Here is a 19,533-nt window from a genome sequence, read left to right as displayed (position 1 = left end):
CTCCGGTGCGTGACAGGACTCCCCTTACGCGAACCGGGCCGCTGTTCTCGCGCGCGCCCTTGCCGCGACTTCCTCGCGATCGCGAGGGGGTTGAGAAGTCTCCAGCGAATCCAGCAGCTGGCGGGCGCATGCCGCGACTGAATTGACCGCGCGCTCGAACGCAGCCTCATTGCGTTTCGATGGTTTGTTCGTGCCGCTCACCTTGCGCACGAACTGTAGCGCGGCGTCACGAATCTCCTCGTTCGTCGCAGGCGGATCAAAATTGAACAAGGGTTTGATATTCCGGCACATGACTTGCTCCCGGGCGTGTCACTGACAGGAGGGTGGCGAAGCATACGAAAATAGTCGCGTGAGCGCCAATTGCAACGGACGGGCCAAGCCGGGCCGCGTGGGAACGCTGCGCACTGCATGCCCGGAAAACGAGCGTGATCTTGGCTGACGGTTGCAATCGCGCCATGAGCCGGATCAGTTGAAAAGGGTTGAAACGCTTTGCTCCCTGGCGGTGCGAGCGAGGACTTCGCCGATCAGCGGCGCAATTGTGACGCGTCGGATATTGGCGGTCTGGCGGTGAGCTTCGGTTTCCTGAATGGAATCGGTCACGACCAATTCCTTGAGGTTGCTGGCGCCAATGCGTTCACAGGCGCCTTCGGAAAGCACACCATGGGTGATGTAGGCAGAAACCTCCTTGGCACCAGCCTCCAGCAGGGCTTCCGCCGCATTGATCAGCGTGCCGCCGCTATCTGCGATGTCGTCGATCAGAAGACAACTTTGCCCGGACACATCGCCAATGATGCCCATCACTTCCGAGACACCGGCGCGGGGTCGCCGTTTATCGACAATGGCAAGATCGGCACCAATGCGCTTGGCGATGGCGCGAGCCCGCGCCACGCCGCCCACGTCGGGCGAAACGATCGTCAAGTTCTTGGTGTCGTAGTGCTTTTCAATATCGCGGGTCATCACCGGCGCTGAATAAAGATTATCGGTCGGTATATCGAAAAAGCCCTGAATCTGGTCGGTATGGAGATCGACGGTGATGACGCGGTTAACACCTGCACCGGCAATCATATTGGCGACCAGCTTGGCCGAGATCGGAGTGCGGCCGGTGGCGCGGCGATCCTGGCGAGCATAGCCGAAATACGGGATCACGGCCGTGATCCGGCGGGCAGACGAGCGGCGCAGTGCATCGGTCAGGATCAGCAACTCCATCAGATTGCCGTCGGCGGGGGCGCTCGTTGACTGGAGAATGTACACGTCCTCGCCGCGCACATTCTCATGGATTTGAACGTAGATTTCCTGGTCGGCGAAACGCTTGACCGTACAGTCTATGAGGGGAAGTTCCAGGTGGCTGGCAATAGCCTGGGCCAGGGCGCGGTTCGAGTTACCGGTCACCAGCTTCATCAGCGCGATCCTGTTTCAAGGGGCCTTCGAGAGGAAAAGACCTTCCAGTTTCGCGGGGCACCTTCAGAGCCTTCCCCCAGACTCGCAACACGGCACCTCGCATTGCTTGCGCAATAGGGCGAAAACGTCGGGAGAAATCAAGATTTATCTGCCGCAGAGGCCTGTGCTTCGAGACTGATTTTTGCGGCAGCCCAATGACCGGTTTGGGCTCCACAAGCGGTCGTCAGCATCTCGGTCGATTACCTATCTGCTCAAGCTCAAGGACGTTTCCCTCCGGATCGCGCGCATAAGCAATAAGAAATGGCTTATCCGGCGTCCCAAAGTCCGTGATTTCGCCGATCTGCGCCCCGCCGGCTTGGATGATTTCCGCGAGCACCACGCTGATATCTTCCATCTGGAATGACAGGTGCCCGAAACCGGGCTCATTCACCCTTGGCTGGTCTCGATCATGAGTGACCTTGTGCTCATGTATCTCCAAGAATGGGCGTTCGAGTTCGGGGAATGTCAGCCAGATCGTATATATCTCAGAGTTCGAAATACCATTGCCGCGCGACACTTTTTCCCCGGACACCATCTTGGGTTCACGAAGGGATTCGCATTTCATGACATTCATGTAGAACGCTGCGAGCACTTCCGCATTTCGGGCTACCAAGTTGATGTGGGCAAGTTTCATGACGGTCGATATCCTCGGCTATGAGGCAACCATATTCATTGGTCGGGAACAACGAAAGAAGTCTCCTTCAGGCCGTCAACGGTCATTGGAGGCATTTGCCAGGCAGGACCGCATTCATGCGCCTGGGGCTCGGCGTTTGTACCCCTGATCCGCCTGCCGGCATCTTCTACAACGAGTGTGGCGAGCTTGTCGCCAGATCCTCGCAACCTGAGCGCAGAGGACAGCCGCGTCCCCTCTTCCCGCCTGAGGCCAGCGCAAATCTCGCAAGGCTTTTGAAGCGCGCCCGCGCCTCAGGCGCCGGTGCGCCGGTGGGCTGGAATGACGCCGCCAAGGATGCCGCGCACCAGAATGCGTACCGCCTGCGCCCGGCCAGCATCATCCGCTGAACGCTCCAGAAGCTGAACCAGCGATAGCCCCTCCAAACCGGCGAGCAAGGCTTGCGCGTGGACGCGCGCCCCGCCCTCGCTCACGCCATCGCCACCCAACCGCTGCAAAACTGCCGCGAGCGCCTCGGTCCCCCGCGCCAGCCGGGCGGAGAAGATCGCTGCAATCCGCTCGCTGCGGTGGCTGGCGCCGACGATCTCGAGCCAGGCCGCCGCCTCGCCGGCGTTCCAATCCCGCATCTGACGGTCTCGGGGCTGAAGGGGTAACACCAGGGGCATCCTGGTTGCGGGGAGCACTCCGCCTCCCCGCAGCCAAAACATTACAATAATATAATGATCTCAATGCTTCCCGCTCCGGCCGTTTGTGCCTATTTGCTGCTAGGATGAATCGCGCCTGGAACGATGGCGCTGGCAAGGCCAGGTATGGGGCCGGGTATGGGCATGAACAAGACAGGCAAGACGGCACGCACCGAGACCACCGCACGCGAGGAAGCGACGCCCAACGTCACCTTCATTCCCGGTGCCACCCCCATCCGGCGCAAGCGACGCACGCGCACCTGGCTGTGGATCCCCGTCGTCCTCGCCGTCCTCGGCGCCGGCTATTATGGCTGGACGCGCTATGCGACCAATCCGACCGGGGCTGCCATGGTCACCCAGGCCGTTATGCGCGGCGACATCGAAAACAGCGTCACCGCCGTCGGCACACTTGATGCGGTCAAATCGGTCGATGCCGGCGCCCAGGTCTCCGGCCAGTTGAAGGCCCTGCATTTCGATATCGGCGACAAGGTCGAGCAGAACCAGCTCGTTGCCGAAATCGACCCCGCCACCATCGAAAACCGGATCGAGATCGACCAGGCCGAGCTTGCCAATCTCCAGGCGCAGCTCGTGTCGAAGAAGGCCCAGCTCGTGTTGAAACAGGCCAATATCGATCGCCAGCGCAATCTGGTCGCCGCCAACAGCATCGCCCAGTCGACGCTCGACCAGGCAATCGCCGATCTTGCCGCCGCCGAGGCCGACGTCAACGCCATCGAAGCGCAGATCCGCAAGCAGCAGGCGACCCTTGCCGGCGACAAGGTCGATCTCGGCTACACCAAGATCTTCGCGCCGATGGGCGGCACCATCGTCGCCAACCCGGCCAAGGAAGGCCAGACGCTGAACGCCAACCAGACGACGCCGACCATCGTCACCATTGCCGATCTCTCGACCATGACCGTCAAGGCGCAGGTGTCTGAGGCCGATGTCGGCAAGCTCAAGGTCGGCATGGACGCCTATTTCACCCTGCTCGGCCAGCCGGGAAAACGCTTCGAAGGCAAGCTGCGCCAGATCCAGCCGATGCCGGACACGGCAAACAACGTCGTGCTTTATTACGCCCTGTTCGACGTTCCCAATCCTGATGGCGAGTTGATGATGTCGATGAGCGCCCAGGTGTTCTTCGTTCAGTCATCAGCCAAGGACGTGCTGATCGTGCCGAGTGCTGCGCTGCGCATGACCGGCGAGAAGGATGGCGGCCAAGCGGCCGGCAAGCGTGGCGGCAATGCGAACGCCGCCGGTGGCAAGGCAGGCGCTGCCGGCGGCAGCGCCGAGCTCACCGTGGTCACACCCTCGGGCGCGCCCGAAACCCGCGCCGTCGACGTCGGCATCCGCAACCGCGTCAACGCCGAGATCACGAGCGGCCTCAATGAAGGCGACACCGTCGTCGTCGCCACCGGCACCGATACCCCGGCGGCGAGCACCCGTGGCAGCCAGCGCGGCATGCGCATGCCGCCGATGTTCTGAGACCGGCCATGACCCCGCTCCTCTCGCTCCGGCACGTCAGCAAGACCTATTTCAACGGCGATCTCGCCGTCGAGGTGCTGCATGGCGTCTCGCTCGACATCGAGGCCGGCGAGTTCGTCGCGATCATCGGCCAGTCCGGCTCGGGCAAGTCGACGCTGATGAACATTCTCGGCTGCCTCGACCAGCCGACCGAGGGCGACTATCTCATCGACGGCGAGCGGGTGTCGGGCTTCGACACCGACGAACTGGCGGCGCTCAGGCGGCGCACCTTCGGCTTCGTCTTCCAGAGCTACAATCTCATCCCCACCGCAAGCGCACAGGAAAACGTCGAGGTGCCGGCCGTCTATGCCGGCATGTCGGCACGAGACCGTCACGATCGCGCAGGCGCCCTGCTGCATCAGCTGAAGCTCGGCGAGCGGCTCGACCACCGCCCAAACCAGCTTTCCGGCGGCCAGCAGCAGCGGGTATCGATCGCCCGCGCGCTGATGAACGGCGGCCGCGTGGTGCTGGCGGACGAACCGACCGGCGCGCTCGACAGCCAGAGCGGCTCCGACGTCATGGCGCTCTTGCGCGACATGAACGACAATGGCCATACGGTCATCGTCATCACCCACTCACGCGAGGTCGCCGAACAGGCCGACCGGCTGATCGAGATCCATGACGGCCGCATCGTCGCCGACCGCACCAAGAAGAGCCGCAGCAATCCGGACGCAGCCCATGCGCTCAGCCGGACGGTGAGCGAGGGCTCGGCTGCGATCGCCGACGTCACCGAAGCGGTGAAGATGGCGTTCCGGGCGTTGCGCGCCAATCTCTTCCGCACCATCCTCACTTTGCTCGGCATCGTCATCGGCGTCGGCTCGGTCGTCGCCATGCTGGCGATCGGCACCGGCGCGCAGGATTCCGTGCTCAGCCGCATTTCCTCCATGGGCTCCGACCTCCTGGTGGTCAGGCCGAGCATGGCCAATTTCCGCGGCAGCGCCGGCGGCAGCAATGTCACCCTTGTTCCTGCCGATGCCGACGCCATCCTCGAGGTACCGAATGTCGCCTTCGCCGTGTCCGAGTTGACCAGCACCGTCACGGTCCGGCGCGGCAATGTCGACTACCAGACCAGTGCCAACGGCACGGTGCCGCAGTTCACCACCGCCAAATCCTGGAAGATACAGCAGGGCGAATTCCTCACCCAGGACGACATGGACACCTATGCGCCGGTGGCGGTCCTCGGTCAGACCGTGGTCAAGACGCTGTTTCCTGAAGGAGACAATCCGCTCGGGCAGTATGTGCTCGTCAACAAGATCCCCTTCCAGGTCATCGGCGTGATGGCGGAAATGGGCGCCACCTCCTTCGGCAACGACCAGGACGACGTCGTGCTCGTGCCGCTGACGACGGGCAGCATGCGCCTCTTCGGCCAGCGCAACGTGCGCACCATCACCGTGCAGGTGAAGGACGCGGCCGCCATCGACATCACGCAGCAGACCATCCAGGCGCTTCTCAACCAGCGGCACAAGCGCGAGGACACCCAGATCACCAACATGTCGTCGGTGCGCGAAGCCTTCACCGAAACCTCCAATACGATGAAGCTGTTTCTCGGCTCGGTCGCCGCCATCTCGCTGCTCGTCGGCGGCATCGGCGTGATGAATATCATGCTGGTCTCGGTCAGCGAGCGCACCCGCGAAATCGGCGTGCGCATGGCAACCGGCGCGCGCCAGCGTGACATCCTCCTGCAGTTCATCATCGAGGCGCTGGTCGTCTCGGCGATCGGCGGCACGCTCGGCGTCGTCCTCGGTCTCGGCACCGGAGCGCTCGCCGGCCAGTTCGGCATGCCCGTTTCGTTCACGCTCGGCCCCGTCGCACTCGCCTTCGCCTGCGCCTTTTTGACTGGCCTCGTCTTCGGCTTCCTCCCCGCCCGCAATGCTTCCCGCCTGCAGCCGGCGGTGGCACTCAGTGCCGATTGAGGCAAGCGGAGATTTTTCAACGAAATCCGCCCATTGCCGACACTCTTGTGTCATGCAACAACAACGCGAAATCCCTTATCAGGCGCATTTAGCACTCGGCATGCAACGCAAGAAACCGCTTTATCGCAAGGTGAACACCCGAACGCACGGTGTGCGGCACGGTGACGGCGGCGAGTGGCGAGAGTCACGAGGCACAAAGGCCGTCAAACTGGATCTGTCTCATAACGGCTCGATGCACTCTCACCACCGGCATGGATTGGACTACACACCGCTGTTCCGGTTTCTCCTTTCACGCGTTGGCAACGATTGGAACGAAACCTACAGCGAAGCCGTCGCTCGGATTGATCGCTCTGATCCCATCTTTTGGCTGGTCGCCCGAAGCGAAGATGAACGACAGCCGTATGTGCGCCTCGGCGAGAGCTCATACTACAGCGGCCTATATGTTGATGAGAACAAGCACCTGGCATTGGTGGACCCGACGCTCACCGTCGACAATATGAAGCCCACTTGCAGATGCTGTACACACACTTTCAACGGGGAACGCTTCACACAGCCGTATGACGAGAGTTGAAGCGGCATCATGTAGCCACCGAGACTTTGCCAATCTTTGCATTCTGACCGGATCGCTTGACAAACCAAGAGGATTACTTGCTCAACCTCATATTCTACAGCGACCAGCTTTTCCCCGAATGTTCGGCAATCGACCTCCGGCTCGTGGACTTGCTGAAGGCCCGCGGCGGCGGAAACCGCATCGCCTATGTCGCCTCCGGCCCGGAACCGGACCGCAGCTTCTTTCTGGCCGGCCAATCCTATTATGGCAGACACGATCTCGATCTCGCGCTGTTCTACGATCTCGACGAGCCGCATCCCGCCGAAGATATCGCCGGGCTCTTCGCCTCAGACGCCATTCACCTCGCGGGCGGCCACACCGGTGAATTTCTGCAACGGCTGAAACGAAGCGGGATGCTCGGGCCGCTCCGCAATTGGGCGCCCTCCGGCGGCATCCTCATCGGCGTCAGCGCCGGCGCCATTCTCATGGGCCCGACGATCGCCACCGACGCGCTCTTCATCGGCCGCAGACCGGAGGAGATAACGGACGGCAATGCCCTCGACCTCATGCCATTCGAGTTCTTCCCGCATCTTAGTGACGAGGACACCTACCTGCCCGACCTGCTGCGTTACAGCACCGGCACGGCGAGGCCGATCGTAGCATGCAACGATGGCGACGGTGTCGTTGTTGCGGGTGGAAAGATTGAGTGCGTGGGAAATCCGCTGTGGATCTCCGGTGGCGCCGTACGCGCGCCAGGCGAAATCGAGCTTGGCGGCTTTTCGATAGCGTAGCCCTCAGTTCGCGGCACTCGCGCTGGCGCTACGGCATGCCGCGCAAAACTGAACAGCGAAAAAACAAGAGCCGCGAGCGCGGCAAGAAGATCCTGAGATCGCGGCGCGTTTTCGCGCCGACGAGGCCGTCGCAGATGCCTTTCGTCGTCTACATCGCCCCCGCACGCGCGGCTTCGGAATATCGCGCAGTCGCTGCGGTTCCTCGCGACGACGCCGGCGCGCTTTCGGTGCGCCTTCCCTGCCACGCTTCGGCAGGTGTGACGCCGATGTCGTCCAGACGCTCCGCGTCCAGTTCGCGCAGATTTTGCAACTGCCAGAGCCGCGAGCGCGGCGAAGCGGCGAGAAAGAGGCCAAGTTCCCTGAGCATGTCGAACACCCATGTTTTGCTGCTGATCATGCTCGCATTGTGCAAGGCATCGATCTATAAATGAAGCTTGGATGTTCTATGCAATGCATAAGGATTTCTTTGGTATGGCAACCCTCAACCTGGACTACCTCAAAACCTTCGCGCTGGTCGCCGAACTCGGCAGCTTCTCCGCCGCCGCGGAGCGCCTGGGGCTGACGCAGCCGGCCATCAGCCTGCAGGTGCGCGCGCTGGAAAAGCAGCTCGGCGTGCGCCTCGTCGAGCGCGTCGGCCGCACTGCAAGGCCAAGTGCCGCCGGCGCCGAACTGCTTGCGCATGTTGGCCGCATCGAGGCCGCGACAAACGAGGCTGTCGACGCGGTGGCACGCCACTCCAAGGGCGTTCTCGGCCGCGTGCGGCTCGGCACCGGCGCCACCCCTTGCGCCTTCATGCTGCCGCCGCTTCTCGCCGATCTCAATTGCCGCTTTCCCGATCTCGACATCACCGTGGCGACGGGCAACAGCGCCGACATTGTCAGGGCTGTCGACGACAATCTGCTCGACATCGGGCTGGTCAGCCTCCCCGTCTCCGGCCGCATGTTCGAAGTCACCCCGCTTTTCGACGAGCGCTTCGTCGCCATCGCTCCGGCGGAGACCTCGCTCCCCGACACCGTGACGGCGGAGACATTGGCGCAACGACCGTTGATCCTTTACGAGCCGGGCGCCAACACCCGCCGGCTCACCGATGAATGGCTGGCGGCAGACGGCGGCACCGCCGTCAAACCGGTGATGGCGCTTGGCAGCGTCGCCGCGATCAAGGAGATGGTCGCCGTCGGCCTCGGCGCGGCGCTCGTTCCGGAGATCGCCTTGCGCGCGCATGATCGCGAACGGCTGGTCGTGCGACCGCTGTCGCCGCCACTCTCGCGCCGCTTCGCCCTCGTGCTGCGCCGCGACAAACGGCTTGATCGAGCCCTGCGCGAAACGCTGGCTGCCTTGAAGACGCTGGCGGCGCTGGAGCCGGAGCCCCTGATATAGGCTGCAAGGTTGCGGCCACGAGACCGGCGCATTGTTCCAGCCTTTCAAATCATGCAAGCGCGTCCAGTTGCCGCAAGAGCTTGAAGCCTACGTAGTCGCTGCACCGGAACTGCCGACGGTAGTAGCAGTCCCAATAGCTCATCACCCGGTCACAGGTGAGCTTATAAAACGCCGGATTTGCCTTGATAAATGTTGAGACAACGTCCCGCTCCAAGTCGGGCAGAGCCGCGTAGATGTCATGGATGATCTCGACGACGTATTCGCCGATCAACGCGATGACGAAAGGAATGGACCAGGGCTTATTGATGTGAAGGATTTCTTGCAGAGCGGCCTGACGTCCGAAGCCATCGGAACTGCGCGTCAGCATGCACAGTGCAATTTGGCGCCGTTGCAGGTTCAGCCCTACAAACTCCGGCTTTGTCGAGGGAAGAACCCGACCAGGTATGTGCAGGATCTCGCCGAGAACGTTGACCGAAAACGGTTCGGAAACGTAGTCGGAATTCAGTTTGAGTGCTGAAACAGCAATCGCGGACTGGGAGCGGAGTGCACTCGGGAAGGCTTCTGGAAACGTCTTTTCCACCATCAATCAACTCCAGAAATGCAGCCCCACCAGGGACATGTGGCCGCAACATTATCCGCGAGGCAATATCCCCGCAAAAGCTGACGGCTGCATCAAGAACTGCGTAACACAAGGGGTCAGGATTTTCAGAAACGAGCCCTACAGATGCCGCACCTCTGATGGTGTCGAGCCCCAGTCATCGTGCAGTCCGTCGAAGTAGGTGACGGGTGCGGCCATCAGTTCGTCGATATCGACGCCGTCGAGGCAGGCGACGTTGATGTTGTAATAGGTGTGTCCCGTCATGTTCGGTGCGTCGATCCGCTCGAACGGGCGCACGCCGCAATGGCTGCAGAAGAAATGATGGGCGACCGGGTTGCGACCGCGATAATCCGCTAGCGCCTCTTCGCCGGCGATCAGACGGAAAGCCGACGGCGCCACCTCCACCGACCACAGCCGCATCTTGGTACAGAGCGTGCAGTTGCACTTGCCGGTCCCGGCGCTGAGATCGACATCTGCCTCGATGTAAACTGCGCCGCAATGGCAGCTGCCAGTGTAGGTCTTCAGCATTCCGCCCCTCCCGCCTTGCCTGAAAATCCCAAATCCAAGGTCCTGCGGCGTGTGTGCGTCCCATCTGACGCGACGCTGCCAAGCCGCGCAAACTATGCCACCGGCCGCCGTTGTTGAAAATCGCGGAACTGTGCAGCAGATGCCTTAAAGCCGGTACAATGCGGCCTGGCCCGTGTCAGCGGTGTCATAAGGCAGATGGCGCCAATGGTTCTTCAACCTGGCTCGTGCAAACGCCGGCGCGATGCTACATTGCCGTGCCTTGGAAAATTCCCTCTCGGCCCAGGGCCACCGCGTGCGCAATGGAGGTTTCTCGTGGTCAATCCTGCACCGGCACCCGCTTCGCTGCGCATCCCGACCTTCGACGATGTCCAGACCGCCCGAGCACGCATCGCCGGCGCGGCGCACCGCACGCCTGTGTTGACATCGCGAACTGCCGACGCCCAAGCCGGAGCGACCGTATTTTTCAAGGCGGAGAACCTGCAGCGTGCGGGCGCTTTCAAATTCCGTGGCGCGTACAACGCCATCGCTGCGCTGGACGCACGCTCCCGGCAGAATGGTGTCGTCGCCTTTTCCTCAGGCAATCACGCCCAGGCACTCGCCTATGCCGCGAGACTCCAGGGTGTTTCGGCGACAGTGGTCATGCCGCGCGACGCTCCGGAGATAAAGGTGGCGGCGACCAGGGGCTATGGAGCCGAGATCGTCTTTTACGATCGATATACGGAAGATCGTGCGGAGATAAGCCTGCGCCTTGCCGCCGACCGGGGCGCAGCGCTGATCCCTCCCTATGACCACCCGGATGTCATCGCCGGACAGGGTACCGCAGCACTGGAACTGATCGAGGATGTCGGGGAGATCGATTTGCTCGTCGTTCCGCTGGGCGGCGGCGGTTTGCTTGCCGGCAGCGCGCTCAGCGCCAGGGCGCTTTTGCCCGCCTGCTCCATTGTTGGCGTCGAGCCCGAGGCGGGAAACGACGGCCAGCAATCATTGCGCAAGGGCGAAGTGGTTCAGATCCCGGTGCCGAAGTCGATCGCTGATGGCGCGCTTGTCACCCATGTCGGCAACCACAACTTCGCCATCCTGAAAGACACGGTCGATGACATCGTCACGGTTACTGATGGGCAACTGGTCGAGACGATGCGGTTCTTTGCCGAGCGCATGAAGATCGTCGTGGAACCGACCGGCTGCCTGGCCGCGGCGGGCGTTTTGCAGGGGGCAATCGCCTGTGGCGGAAAGCGGGTGGGTATTCTGTTGAGCGGCGGCAACATCGATCTGAAAACCTTCAGCGCACTTCTAGAGCGCCGTGCGTTCAGATGAACGCACAAAGGACGCTCTAGCACTTTGATCCTAGAGCATCTTATCCGCTTTCAGCGATTCCACTTGAAAGCAGGATGCTCTAGGCGGGCACTGAAGCGCGCACCCGCTTACCCTTCGGTTGCATCAATGCTAATATGCCCTCGATCGGTGAATGGGGATCGCCGCCATGATCGAGGGTCAAGCTTTCTACTATGTCCTGGTTTGGATGCTGGCTTTTGCCGTCTGGTTTTTCTTCTTCCGATGAATGTGAAGGATAGTCGGCCCTACAGCGCCGCGCGTCTTTTAGGATGCGCCAAGGTCGCTGTAGCACTTTGATTGACTGCATGTTTTTGCCCTTTGATCGGATAGGAGTAAAGGAAACATGCAGGTGCTTGAGCAGTCATCTTTGCCGCGGCGAACTTTCCAGGGTGCAGGGCAAACACGAGATCGTGGCAGATGCTACGCTTCGATCCGCTCAACCCTGACATCCGGACCGACCCTTCAAATTTTCGATGACCACCATCATTCAGTTGTCCCCATCGCAAATCGGGTGGGCGCTGCTTCTTGTCGGCGATACTCAGTGCGCCTCAACCAAGAGGAGCAAGTCCATGTCCATGCTGCAAGATAAGATCGCAATCGTCACCGGCGCGTCGTCGGGTATCGGCCGCGCGGTCGCAGAACTCTTCGCCACCGAAGGCGCGAAGGTGGTTTTGAACGCCCGCACCCAAGCACCACTCAATGCCGTGGTGGAGGCTATCCGTGCCGAGGGCGGCGAAGCGATCGCCGTCAGCGGCGATGTCGCTGACGAAGATACCCATGCCCGGCTGATTGAGGCCGCCATCAGCCGGTTCGGCGGCCTCGACATTGCCGTCAACAATGCCGGCGCCGTCGGCGCGGTCAGGCCGCTTGCCGAGATCACGGCCGCAGAATGGCAGGAGGTGCTGGCCGCCAACTTCACCTCCGCCTTCCTCGGCGCCCGCCACCAGATCCCGGCAATGCTCAAGCGCGGCGGCGGATCGCTGGTCTTCACCTCGACCTTCGTCGGCACCAGCGTCGGCATCCCCGGCATGGGCGCCTATGGCGCCTCCAAGGCGGGGTTGATGGGGCTGGTCAAGGGCATCACCGCCGACTATGGCGCGAGCGGCATCCGCGCCAATGCCCTGCTCCCGGGCGGCGTCGACACGCCGGCTGCCGGCAGCCAGGAGCAGAAGGAATGGGCCGCAGGCCTGCATGCGATGAAGCGGATCGCCCAACCGGAGGAAATCGCCCGGGCGGCGCTATTCCTGGCAAGCCCGATGGCAAGCTTCGTTGCCGGCACCGCGCTCTACGCCGATGGCGGCAACGCCGCGGTCAAATGACCATAGCGGCAACGCCGTTGTTGCGCGCCGGAGTAGATCGCCCCGGCGCCTTCGTTTGATGCCGCAGATCGGGGTGCAGTGCCTGCGAAACTCGTCCAGTTACATCGAAGCTTCAAAGCGGGATTGCCGTCGTCTCCTTGCCGGTGCGGATCACGAAGCTGGTGTAGTATCGCGCGACATTGCTCCCTTCCCCGAACAGTCGCTCGGTGAGCGCGTCGAGTTCGTCCATGTCCTTCAGGCGCAGCATCAGAAGCGCATCGGTCGCGCCGCTGACGCTATAGGCCTGGGTCACCGCCGCCTCGGCGGCGACCATATCGAGAAAACGGCGCACATATTGTTCGCCGTGGCGCTCCAGCTCGACGGTGATGATCGCCTTCACCCCTCGGCCCGCTTTTGCGGGATTGAGAACGGCAACGACGCGGTCGATGATACCAGCGGATCTTAAGCGCCTGATGCGCCGCAGGCAGCTCGACGGCGACAGCCCGACCTCGGTGGCAAGATCAGCGTTGGTTCGCGACGCATCCTCCTGCATCAGCTTGAGCAGCTTTCTGTCGATCCGATCCATTCCATCCCCCAATTTATGCGCGTGCAATTTTATTGCACATATTCGCATATTTTGACCACAACTGCGAATGGCCCCGCGCTAGTCCTTGGACAACCCATTCAAGGAGGCATCGCCATGACCGTTCACATCATCCTCTACCGCAAGACGCTCGCCACTCTCGAAATCTACTGGGACCTGGTGCGCATCATCGTTCCCGTCACGATCGTCACCCATGTCCTGCAGGAACTCGGCGTGATCCGGGCGGTCGCACCGGCCTTCGAACCGCTGATGACGCTCGTCGGGCTGCCGCCCGAGCTCGCCTTCGCCTGGCTCACCGGCCTCTTGGTCGGCATCTGGGGCGCGGTCGTGGTCGTCTTTGCGCTGGTGCCGGTTTCGGAACTGACGACCGCCGACATGACCATCTTTTCGGCGCTGATGCTGGTGGCCCACGCCATCCCGATCGAACAGCGCATCATCCAAAAAGCAGGCCCTGGCTTCCTGGTCACAGGGGCGCTCAGGATCGGCGGCGGCCTCATCTTCGCGGCACTGCTACACCAGGTCTTCGCGGCAACCGGCTGGCTCGCCACGCCGCTCAACCCCACATGGATACCGGTCAACGAAGGCTCCGGCTGGATCGCTTTCGCGCTCAGCACGCTGAAGACGCTCGCCACCATGCTCGTCGTGCTCTTGGCCTTGAGCTGGACGATCGAGATCCTCAAGCTGGTGGGCCTCCTCGGCTGGCTGAACCGGGGCATGGCGCCGCTCTTCCGCCTTGCGGGCATAAAGCCGCAGACGGTGCCGTTTGCCGCCGTCGGCGTACTCTTGGGGATCTCATATGGCGGCGCGCTGCTGATCCGTGAGGCACGCGAGGCGAATGTCGAGCCGCGCCAGGTCTTCCTCGCGTGCGTCTTCATGGGCTTTGGCCACAGCCTGGTGGAGGATACGCTGGTCGTGGTTGCCCTCGGCGCCGATTTCACCATCGTGTTCTTCGGTCGCCTAGTCTTTGCCATAGCGGCAACGGCGATCGTCGCCCGGGTCATCGTCTCGGCGCCGGACGCCGTGTTCTTCAAGTCGTACTTCCGCAGGAACGGCAGCGAACTTGCCCCGTCGGAGGCGTAGTGGCAGCAGGGCGCGGTCCGGCTACTCGGCCGCGACCTCGGCCGGCGCACCCGCTTGCGCTGCCACCCGCCCGAACATGGCGCGATAGGCGGCGGGCGTCGTCGAAAGCTGCTGGCGAAAGTGATGCCGCAGCGTCTGGGTCGAGCCGAAGCCCGAGCCTTCGGCCACCTGTTCCATGCCAACAGTGCTTTCCTCCAGCAACTGCCGGGCCCGCGCCAGCCGCTCGCCAAGCAGCCAGCGCGCCGGCGTTGTGCCGGTGGCCGCCTCGAAGCGGCGCAGGAAGGTGCGTTCGCTCATGCCCGCTGCTTTCGCCAGCGCCGCGATCGAGAAATCCTCACCGAGCCGCGCGCGCATCCGGTCGATCAAGGGCCCGAGGCGCGCGCTCTCGTGCACTTCCGGCACCGCCCTTTCGATAAATTGCGCCTGCCCGCCATCGCGGTGTGGCGGCACGACGAGGCGCCGCGCCACCCTGTTTGCCGCCTCGCTGCCGAAATCGCGGCGAATGAGATGCAGGCAGAGATCGATGCCGGCGGCACTGCCGGCAGACGTCAGCACCGCGCCGCTATCGACATAGAGCACGTCGGGCACCACCTCGACATCAGGGTAGAGCGCCCTGAGCTTGTCGGTGTAGCGCCAATGGGTCGTTGCCCTGAGGCCAGAGAGCAGACCGGCCGCCGCCAGCACGAAGACGCCGGAGCAGATGGAGAGAACCCGCGCGCCGCGCGCATGTGCCGCCCGCAGGGCCTGGCACAGGGCTTCAGGCACCGGGGTATCGGCACCGCGCCAGCCGGGCACGATGATGGTTCCGGCCTCAGCCAGGAGATCGAGCCCGCCATCGGCCGTCAGCCTGATGCCGCCGGTGGCCCTCAGTTCCCCCGGTTCGATCGCCGCAACGGCGAAGCAATACCACCCCTCGCCCATCTCAGGCCTGGGCAGGCCGAACATCTCCACCGCCACGCCGAACTCGAAGGTGCAGAGACCATCATAGGCGAGAGCGACGACGAGTGGATTGGCTGGTGATGGCGATGTGACAGACGGTTTTGGCATGATCTTGAGCATATATGGCAAACCTGCCATCTGCCAGCCCCTTTCCGACATTGCTACAACCCTCCTCGTCAACCGCCCAAGGCCAGAGCCACAGGAGAGAAAGATGAGCTACGTCACCGAAACCCAGGCCGCAGCACCCGAGATCGCCATTGCCCATTTCGCCCGCCGCCTGAGCGTCGAGACCGATTGCTCCGACGTTGCCGCCGCGCTGAAGAAGGGCGAACAGGATTTCGTGCTGCTGCACGTGGTCGGAACCGAGGCCGCCTATGCCCGCCGCCATGTGCCGGGCGCGATCCACCTGCCCCACCGCGAGATCAGCGCAGAGCGTTTGGCCGAATGGCCGGCCGACACCCTGTTCGTCCCCTATTGCGCTGGGCCGCATTGCAACGGCGCCGACCAGGCGGCGCTGAAGATCGCCCGGCTCGGACGACCGGTGAAGATCATGATCGGCGGCATTACCGGCTGGGAAGACGAAGGCCTGGCCTTCGCTTCAGGCGCCGCCCCCGGCGAACCCCGGCTGCTGCTTGCCGCCTGAGCGCTACTCCTGCGATGCAGATGGCCCGCGGATCAGGCGGGCCATCGCTGGCTCCCCGGGCGGCCGGATTCGATTGTGCGCGTATCCATGCACTCCACCAAACGGCCACCTTGGCGGATCGGCGCAAACACGCCAAGGTAGCCGGCAGGATCACCCCTGCCAGCCCCCTTGAGGAGCCCTATGACGATTGCCATTTCCACGCGCCCATTCGAGCATCGCGATGTCGCCACGGTGCTGGCGCTGATGCGCGGTCTTGCCGTCTTCGAAGGCTATATCGACAAGTTTGCCGTCACTGAGCGGGACCTGATCGACCACGGCCTTTGCGACAGCCCGCGCTTCGGGGTCTTCGTGGCGGAGCTCGACGGTCGCGTCGTCGGCATCGCCGTCCAGTATGTCATTCCCTGGACCTATGACCTGAAGCCAACGGTGGTTTTGAAGGAACTGTTCGTCGAGGAAACCGCGCGCTCTTCAGGCGCGGGCGCTGCCCTCATCGAAGCGCTGAAGCGCTACGCCGCCGAAATCGGCGCGCCGCGCATCAACTGGACCGTGCTTGCCGGCAACGCCCCGGCCAAACGCTTCTACCGGCGTCACGGCGGCGGGCCCGACGAAGTCTGGGAACCGTGGACGATGCCGGTGCCGTCAGGCAACTAACCGACATCGCGGCAGTGAGCGCGTTCGCAAGCGCACGCAGACGCGGGTGACAGCACCTGTGCGGCGCAACGGCCGCTCGTTGTATGGGATGGTCTATCGTTGCAATTCATGCTGCCCCCTCGACCTAGCGCCCGCCCGCACCATATTGCCGCGCAAGCCGGAAAATGGCGTCACGCGGTGTCCTCCCGTTGCGGAAACGACGGCGCTGCGCTTCACGCCGCAACACATTAATCCCGCTGCATAATACCTTGAATCGATTCCGATTTGAGGCATTGTGCGGTGGCAATTGCGCCGCCCAAGCAGTCGAGGAGCCAGGACGGCGTTTCTGGCACGAGCAAAGTAAGCGCAGTTTTTGCCGGCGGAAGAAACGGAGCCGGAAGTCGGAGGATAGAGGCCCAATGAATGCATCGGAACACATCGACCAGTTGATTGCCGGGATTAGCGACTGGCGCGGCAAGACACTCGCCAGCCTGCGCAAAAGCATCCTTGGAGCAGACAAGGAGATAGCAGAGGAATGGAAGTGGATGGGAAGCCCGGTGTGGTCTCGCGATGGCATCATCGCGGTCGGCAACGCCCACAAGGATAAGGTGAAGCTTACCTTCTCTCACGGCGCGAGCCTGCCGGACCCTGAAAATCTGTTCAACAACGGCTTTGGCGGCAAGGTCTGGCGCGCGATCGACGTCTTTGAAGGTGACGAGATCGACGAGCGCGCGCTGCAGAACCTCGTCCGCGCCGCCATCGACTACAACCAGGCCAAGGCGAAGAAGAAGGCGTCTTCGGGCAGCCGGGCAAAGGCGGCCAAAAACACGGACGCATGATGCGGCCGCTTGTCCCTGCCGGCGCCGACACAGGACTGGCGACAAACCGACTGTTCGCTATTTTGCAAGAATGGAAATGGCGTTGCGAAGCGGCACAAGAATTGCGCTCCGGTGCGTTTGGTCATGCCCGCCGGATCGTTGCCAGGGCGCGCCGCATATCCACCTAGAGCATTTCCAGGAAAAGTGCGAAGCGGTTTTCCGTCAGGGAATGCGCAAAAACAAAGAGATAGAGCGTGTCCGTGACTCCGTTTAAACCGGAAACGCTCTAGCCCCTCCCGCGTGCCGACCGACGGAAAAGGTGGCGCGAACACGCGCCGCGCCGTTTTGCCGTCAACAGATGCGGCGGACCGTCAGTGCCCGCCGAGCACCAGTGTCTGCACCGGCAGCATCAGCGCCTGCATACGCAGGATCATCGCATGCACCAGGCCGACCGTGTCGACAACGTGCAGATAGATCCCGCGCAGCGTGCTGGTGCCGGGTGCTTCCAACTCGTCATGGCTGTTGGTGTAAGCGTTGGCGATGCAACTGCTGCCCGGTGGAAGCCCTTCGAGGCCGCCGGGATAGAGCGGCTCAAGGTAAACGGTGATCGTGCCGGGCGCCGCTAGTTGCGAGAGGTCGATCAGTTGATCGCTCGCCCTCAGCTGTCCGCCGGCGATCACGGCCTGCACCTCCGTCACCACCATCGGGATGATGGTGAAGGGTTTGCCGACGCAGGTGGCCTCGGCAATCATGCCGACTTTCAACACCTGCGCCTCGATCTGGCCGAACCCGGCGATCAGCGCCACGCGACCGGCCTCAGACGGTACCATAATGCCCGCCGGGCGCAGCATCGGGTTGACGACTTCGCCGACCCTGAGCGTGAATTGCTGCAGCGTGCCGGAAAAGCCGGCGCGCACGGTGGTCTTGTCGAGCTCCACCTGAGCCTGTTTGAGGGCTGCCTCGGCGCTTGCCTTCTGCGATGGCAGCAGCGACGCGATCTTCGTTTCCAGCGTGCGCTTGTTGGCAGTGGCCGCGTCGACCGCTCCCCTGCGGCCGTCAGCCGCCACCTGCAGCCGCTCGATCTCACGCGGAGCCACGACATTGGGGTTGCGGCGCATCAGCTCCGTCTGGGTCTCGAGCTGGTCCTGTGCCTGAAGAAAGGCGCCTTGCGCCTGCTGGATCAGCCCGTCGGCGGCGGCAAGCTCAGTCTGCGCCACCGTGGTTTCGGCCTCGACCTCGGCAATCTGCCGACGTGCAAGCTCGATCGCCGCTTCCTGTTCGGTACTGTCGAGCTTGAACAGCGGCGCACCAGCCTCCACCATTTGATGGCGCTGGACATAGACCTCGGCCACACGCCCGCCCGTCTCCGGCAGAATGGTAACGGTGCGGAACACCGAGGTGACGTTCTTGGTCGACGGATGGAAATAGAACACCAGGGTGATCAATGTCAGCGTCAGCATCAGACAGGCGGTGATGCCGTACCGAAGTTCGAACCAGACGGAATAGAGCGTGATTTCGTGGCCGAACCTCTTGCCCTGGACATACCGGCGAAAGAGATAGTCGGGAAGGATGGTCAGCATCGAGCAAAGCAGGAACTCGAACATGGCTCATGCCCTCCCATCATTCGAGGTCGGCTCGACCCTGGTTTCGACAGCCGACGCCGCCGGCTCGGGAACAACAGGGTGATCGACACGGACGTGCCCATGGGCGTCCAGCTCCGGCTCCGGTTCGCGGCCCGACATTTTCTCCAGCGAACGCGCGATCGATCTGAGCGGCGACCAGATGTCGGGCAGATCCACCAGAGCCAAGATCAACCCCGCGATCCAGAAGAGATGATTGTGCGTAAACAGCGCGATCAGCGCCAGCACTGCCACGACCTCGAACTTCGCCTTGCTCCCCCCGTGGGCCATCTGCTCGGGCAGGGCATGCAGGCGCAGGTAGAGCGTGCCGATCCCGAAGATTGCGAGCAGCAGGAACACCACGACGAAATTGAACAGAAGGTCAGACTGCCCGGGCGGCGTGACGAACATCGGCAGATGTTCGATCGCTTTTGGATGTATCAAGTCTGCCATCTCCGTCTCCCCCAACGCATGTCAGGTTATAGTCTCGATTTCAGAGAGTTAGCACACAATTTGCGCTTGTAAGCAAAGTCTTTTTTACCGT

The 19,533-nt window shown here is 62.6% G+C and carries 22 protein-coding genes; 11 read left to right on the top strand and 11 right to left on the bottom strand.

Features of this window, described 5'->3' with window-relative positions; translation table 11 throughout:
• Positions 1 to 24: 24 nt before the first annotated feature.
• The 4 genes from ASD52_RS01325 to ASD52_RS01310 form a co-directional block, all read right to left on the bottom strand.
• A complete protein-coding gene (locus ASD52_RS01325) occupies positions 25 to 291 on the bottom strand; it encodes a DUF2277 domain-containing protein (RefSeq protein ID WP_057222712.1) in 267 nt (88 codons plus the stop codon).
• A gap of 174 nt (positions 292 to 465) precedes the next feature.
• The gene (locus ASD52_RS01320) at positions 466 to 1,398 is read right to left on the bottom strand and encodes a ribose-phosphate pyrophosphokinase (protein ID WP_057222711.1); all 933 of its coding nucleotides are present in this window, start codon (positions 1,396 to 1,398) and stop codon (positions 466 to 468) included.
• A 223-nt stretch (positions 1,399 to 1,621) separates the two neighbouring features.
• Positions 1,622 to 2,071 (bottom strand): VOC family protein, encoded by a 450-nt coding sequence (locus ASD52_RS01315; RefSeq protein WP_057211159.1) that lies wholly within the window; start codon positions 2,069 to 2,071, stop codon positions 1,622 to 1,624.
• Between the two features lie 290 nt (positions 2,072 to 2,361).
• Positions 2,362 to 2,694: a TetR family transcriptional regulator C-terminal domain-containing protein gene (locus ASD52_RS01310; RefSeq protein WP_025427597.1), complete on the bottom strand. Its 333-nt coding sequence runs from the start codon at positions 2,692 to 2,694 to the stop codon at positions 2,362 to 2,364.
• Positions 2,695 to 2,895: 201 nt separating this feature from the next.
• Here ASD52_RS01310 and ASD52_RS01305 point away from each other — a divergent pair, with 201 nt between their 5' ends.
• From ASD52_RS01305 to ASD52_RS01290, 4 genes are all read left to right on the top strand, one after another.
• Complete coding sequence (locus ASD52_RS01305; protein WP_025427598.1) at positions 2,896 to 4,230, top strand: efflux RND transporter periplasmic adaptor subunit; 1,335 nt, start codon at positions 2,896 to 2,898, stop codon at positions 4,228 to 4,230.
• A gap of 8 nt (positions 4,231 to 4,238) precedes the next feature.
• Positions 4,239 to 6,182 (top strand): MacB family efflux pump subunit, encoded by a 1,944-nt coding sequence (locus ASD52_RS01300; protein ID WP_057222710.1) that lies wholly within the window; start codon positions 4,239 to 4,241, stop codon positions 6,180 to 6,182.
• A gap of 52 nt (positions 6,183 to 6,234) precedes the next feature.
• Positions 6,235 to 6,753: a hypothetical protein gene (locus tag ASD52_RS01295; protein ID WP_225906317.1), complete on the top strand. Its 519-nt coding sequence runs from the start codon at positions 6,235 to 6,237 to the stop codon at positions 6,751 to 6,753.
• A 77-nt stretch (positions 6,754 to 6,830) separates the two neighbouring features.
• The gene (locus tag ASD52_RS01290; RefSeq protein WP_207207599.1) at positions 6,831 to 7,523 is read left to right on the top strand and encodes a Type 1 glutamine amidotransferase-like domain-containing protein; all 693 of its coding nucleotides are present in this window, start codon (positions 6,831 to 6,833) and stop codon (positions 7,521 to 7,523) included.
• Between the two features lie 148 nt (positions 7,524 to 7,671).
• Here ASD52_RS01290 and ASD52_RS38080 read toward each other — a convergent pair whose 3' ends face one another.
• Positions 7,672 to 7,920, bottom strand: a complete 249-nt coding sequence (locus ASD52_RS38080) for a DUF1127 domain-containing protein (protein ID WP_128090489.1) — start codon at positions 7,918 to 7,920, stop codon at positions 7,672 to 7,674.
• Positions 7,921 to 7,994: 74 nt separating this feature from the next.
• Between ASD52_RS38080 and ASD52_RS01280 the strand changes: the two genes are divergently transcribed.
• Complete coding sequence (locus ASD52_RS01280) at positions 7,995 to 8,900, top strand: LysR family transcriptional regulator (protein ID WP_025427603.1); 906 nt, start codon at positions 7,995 to 7,997, stop codon at positions 8,898 to 8,900.
• A gap of 49 nt (positions 8,901 to 8,949) precedes the next feature.
• Here the strand turns inward: ASD52_RS01280 and ASD52_RS01275 are convergent, their stop codons facing one another.
• Together ASD52_RS01275 and ASD52_RS01270 are read right to left on the bottom strand one after the other, a co-directional pair.
• On the bottom strand, positions 8,950 to 9,483 hold the full coding sequence (locus ASD52_RS01275) for a hypothetical protein (RefSeq protein ID WP_025427604.1): 534 nt from the start codon (positions 9,481 to 9,483) through the stop codon (positions 8,950 to 8,952).
• Positions 9,484 to 9,618: 135 nt separating this feature from the next.
• Positions 9,619 to 10,026 (bottom strand): GFA family protein, encoded by a 408-nt coding sequence (locus tag ASD52_RS01270; RefSeq protein ID WP_025427605.1) that lies wholly within the window; start codon positions 10,024 to 10,026, stop codon positions 9,619 to 9,621.
• Between the two features lie 312 nt (positions 10,027 to 10,338).
• Here ASD52_RS01270 and ASD52_RS01265 point away from each other — a divergent pair, with 312 nt between their 5' ends.
• Together ASD52_RS01265 and ASD52_RS01260 are read left to right on the top strand one after the other, a co-directional pair.
• Positions 10,339 to 11,340, top strand: coding sequence for a threo-3-hydroxy-L-aspartate ammonia-lyase (locus ASD52_RS01265; protein WP_025427606.1), 1,002 nt, complete (start codon positions 10,339 to 10,341; stop codon positions 11,338 to 11,340).
• 587 nt (positions 11,341 to 11,927) lie between these two features.
• On the top strand, positions 11,928 to 12,677 hold the full coding sequence (locus ASD52_RS01260) for an SDR family oxidoreductase (RefSeq protein WP_025427607.1): 750 nt from the start codon (positions 11,928 to 11,930) through the stop codon (positions 12,675 to 12,677).
• 112 nt (positions 12,678 to 12,789) lie between these two features.
• Here ASD52_RS01260 and ASD52_RS01255 read toward each other — a convergent pair whose 3' ends face one another.
• A complete protein-coding gene (locus ASD52_RS01255) occupies positions 12,790 to 13,242 on the bottom strand; it encodes an Lrp/AsnC family transcriptional regulator (RefSeq protein ID WP_025427608.1) in 453 nt (150 codons plus the stop codon).
• A 114-nt stretch (positions 13,243 to 13,356) separates the two neighbouring features.
• Here ASD52_RS01255 and ASD52_RS01250 point away from each other — a divergent pair, with 114 nt between their 5' ends.
• Positions 13,357 to 14,340 (top strand): nucleoside recognition domain-containing protein, encoded by a 984-nt coding sequence (locus ASD52_RS01250; RefSeq protein ID WP_057222709.1) that lies wholly within the window; start codon positions 13,357 to 13,359, stop codon positions 14,338 to 14,340.
• Positions 14,341 to 14,361: 21 nt separating this feature from the next.
• Here the strand turns inward: ASD52_RS01250 and ftrA are convergent, their stop codons facing one another.
• Positions 14,362 to 15,417, bottom strand: coding sequence for a transcriptional regulator FtrA (ftrA, locus tag ASD52_RS01245; protein ID WP_051509172.1), 1,056 nt, complete (start codon positions 15,415 to 15,417; stop codon positions 14,362 to 14,364).
• Between the two features lie 73 nt (positions 15,418 to 15,490).
• On the opposite strand from ftrA, the gene ASD52_RS01240 reads away from it, so the two are divergent.
• The 3 genes from ASD52_RS01240 to ASD52_RS01230 all read left to right on the top strand — a co-directional run bounded on the left by ASD52_RS01240 (position 15,491) and on the right by ASD52_RS01230 (position 17,391).
• Positions 15,491 to 15,922, top strand: coding sequence for a rhodanese-like domain-containing protein (locus tag ASD52_RS01240; protein WP_025427611.1), 432 nt, complete (start codon positions 15,491 to 15,493; stop codon positions 15,920 to 15,922).
• Positions 15,923 to 16,102: 180 nt separating this feature from the next.
• Positions 16,103 to 16,573: a GNAT family N-acetyltransferase gene (locus ASD52_RS01235; RefSeq protein WP_025427612.1), complete on the top strand. Its 471-nt coding sequence runs from the start codon at positions 16,103 to 16,105 to the stop codon at positions 16,571 to 16,573.
• Positions 16,574 to 16,971: 398 nt separating this feature from the next.
• Positions 16,972 to 17,391 carry a DUF1801 domain-containing protein gene (locus ASD52_RS01230; RefSeq protein WP_025427613.1) on the top strand — a complete coding sequence of 140 codons (420 nt, stop codon included), beginning with the start codon at positions 16,972 to 16,974 and terminating at the stop codon, positions 17,389 to 17,391.
• 350 nt (positions 17,392 to 17,741) lie between these two features.
• Here ASD52_RS01230 and ASD52_RS01225 read toward each other — a convergent pair whose 3' ends face one another.
• Complete coding sequence (locus ASD52_RS01225) at positions 17,742 to 18,974, bottom strand: HlyD family secretion protein (RefSeq protein ID WP_025427614.1); 1,233 nt, start codon at positions 18,972 to 18,974, stop codon at positions 17,742 to 17,744.
• Between the two features lie 3 nt (positions 18,975 to 18,977).
• Positions 18,978 to 19,442 (bottom strand): hypothetical protein, encoded by a 465-nt coding sequence (locus tag ASD52_RS01220; protein WP_025427615.1) that lies wholly within the window; start codon positions 19,440 to 19,442, stop codon positions 18,978 to 18,980.
• Positions 19,443 to 19,533: the final 91 nt, after the last annotated feature.

It is taken from the genome of Ensifer sp. Root142 (assembly GCF_001426785.1).
Taxonomy (GTDB): Bacteria; Pseudomonadota; Alphaproteobacteria; order Rhizobiales; family Rhizobiaceae; genus Ensifer; species Ensifer canadensis.
This window is presented reverse-complemented; position numbering and strand designations above follow the sequence as displayed.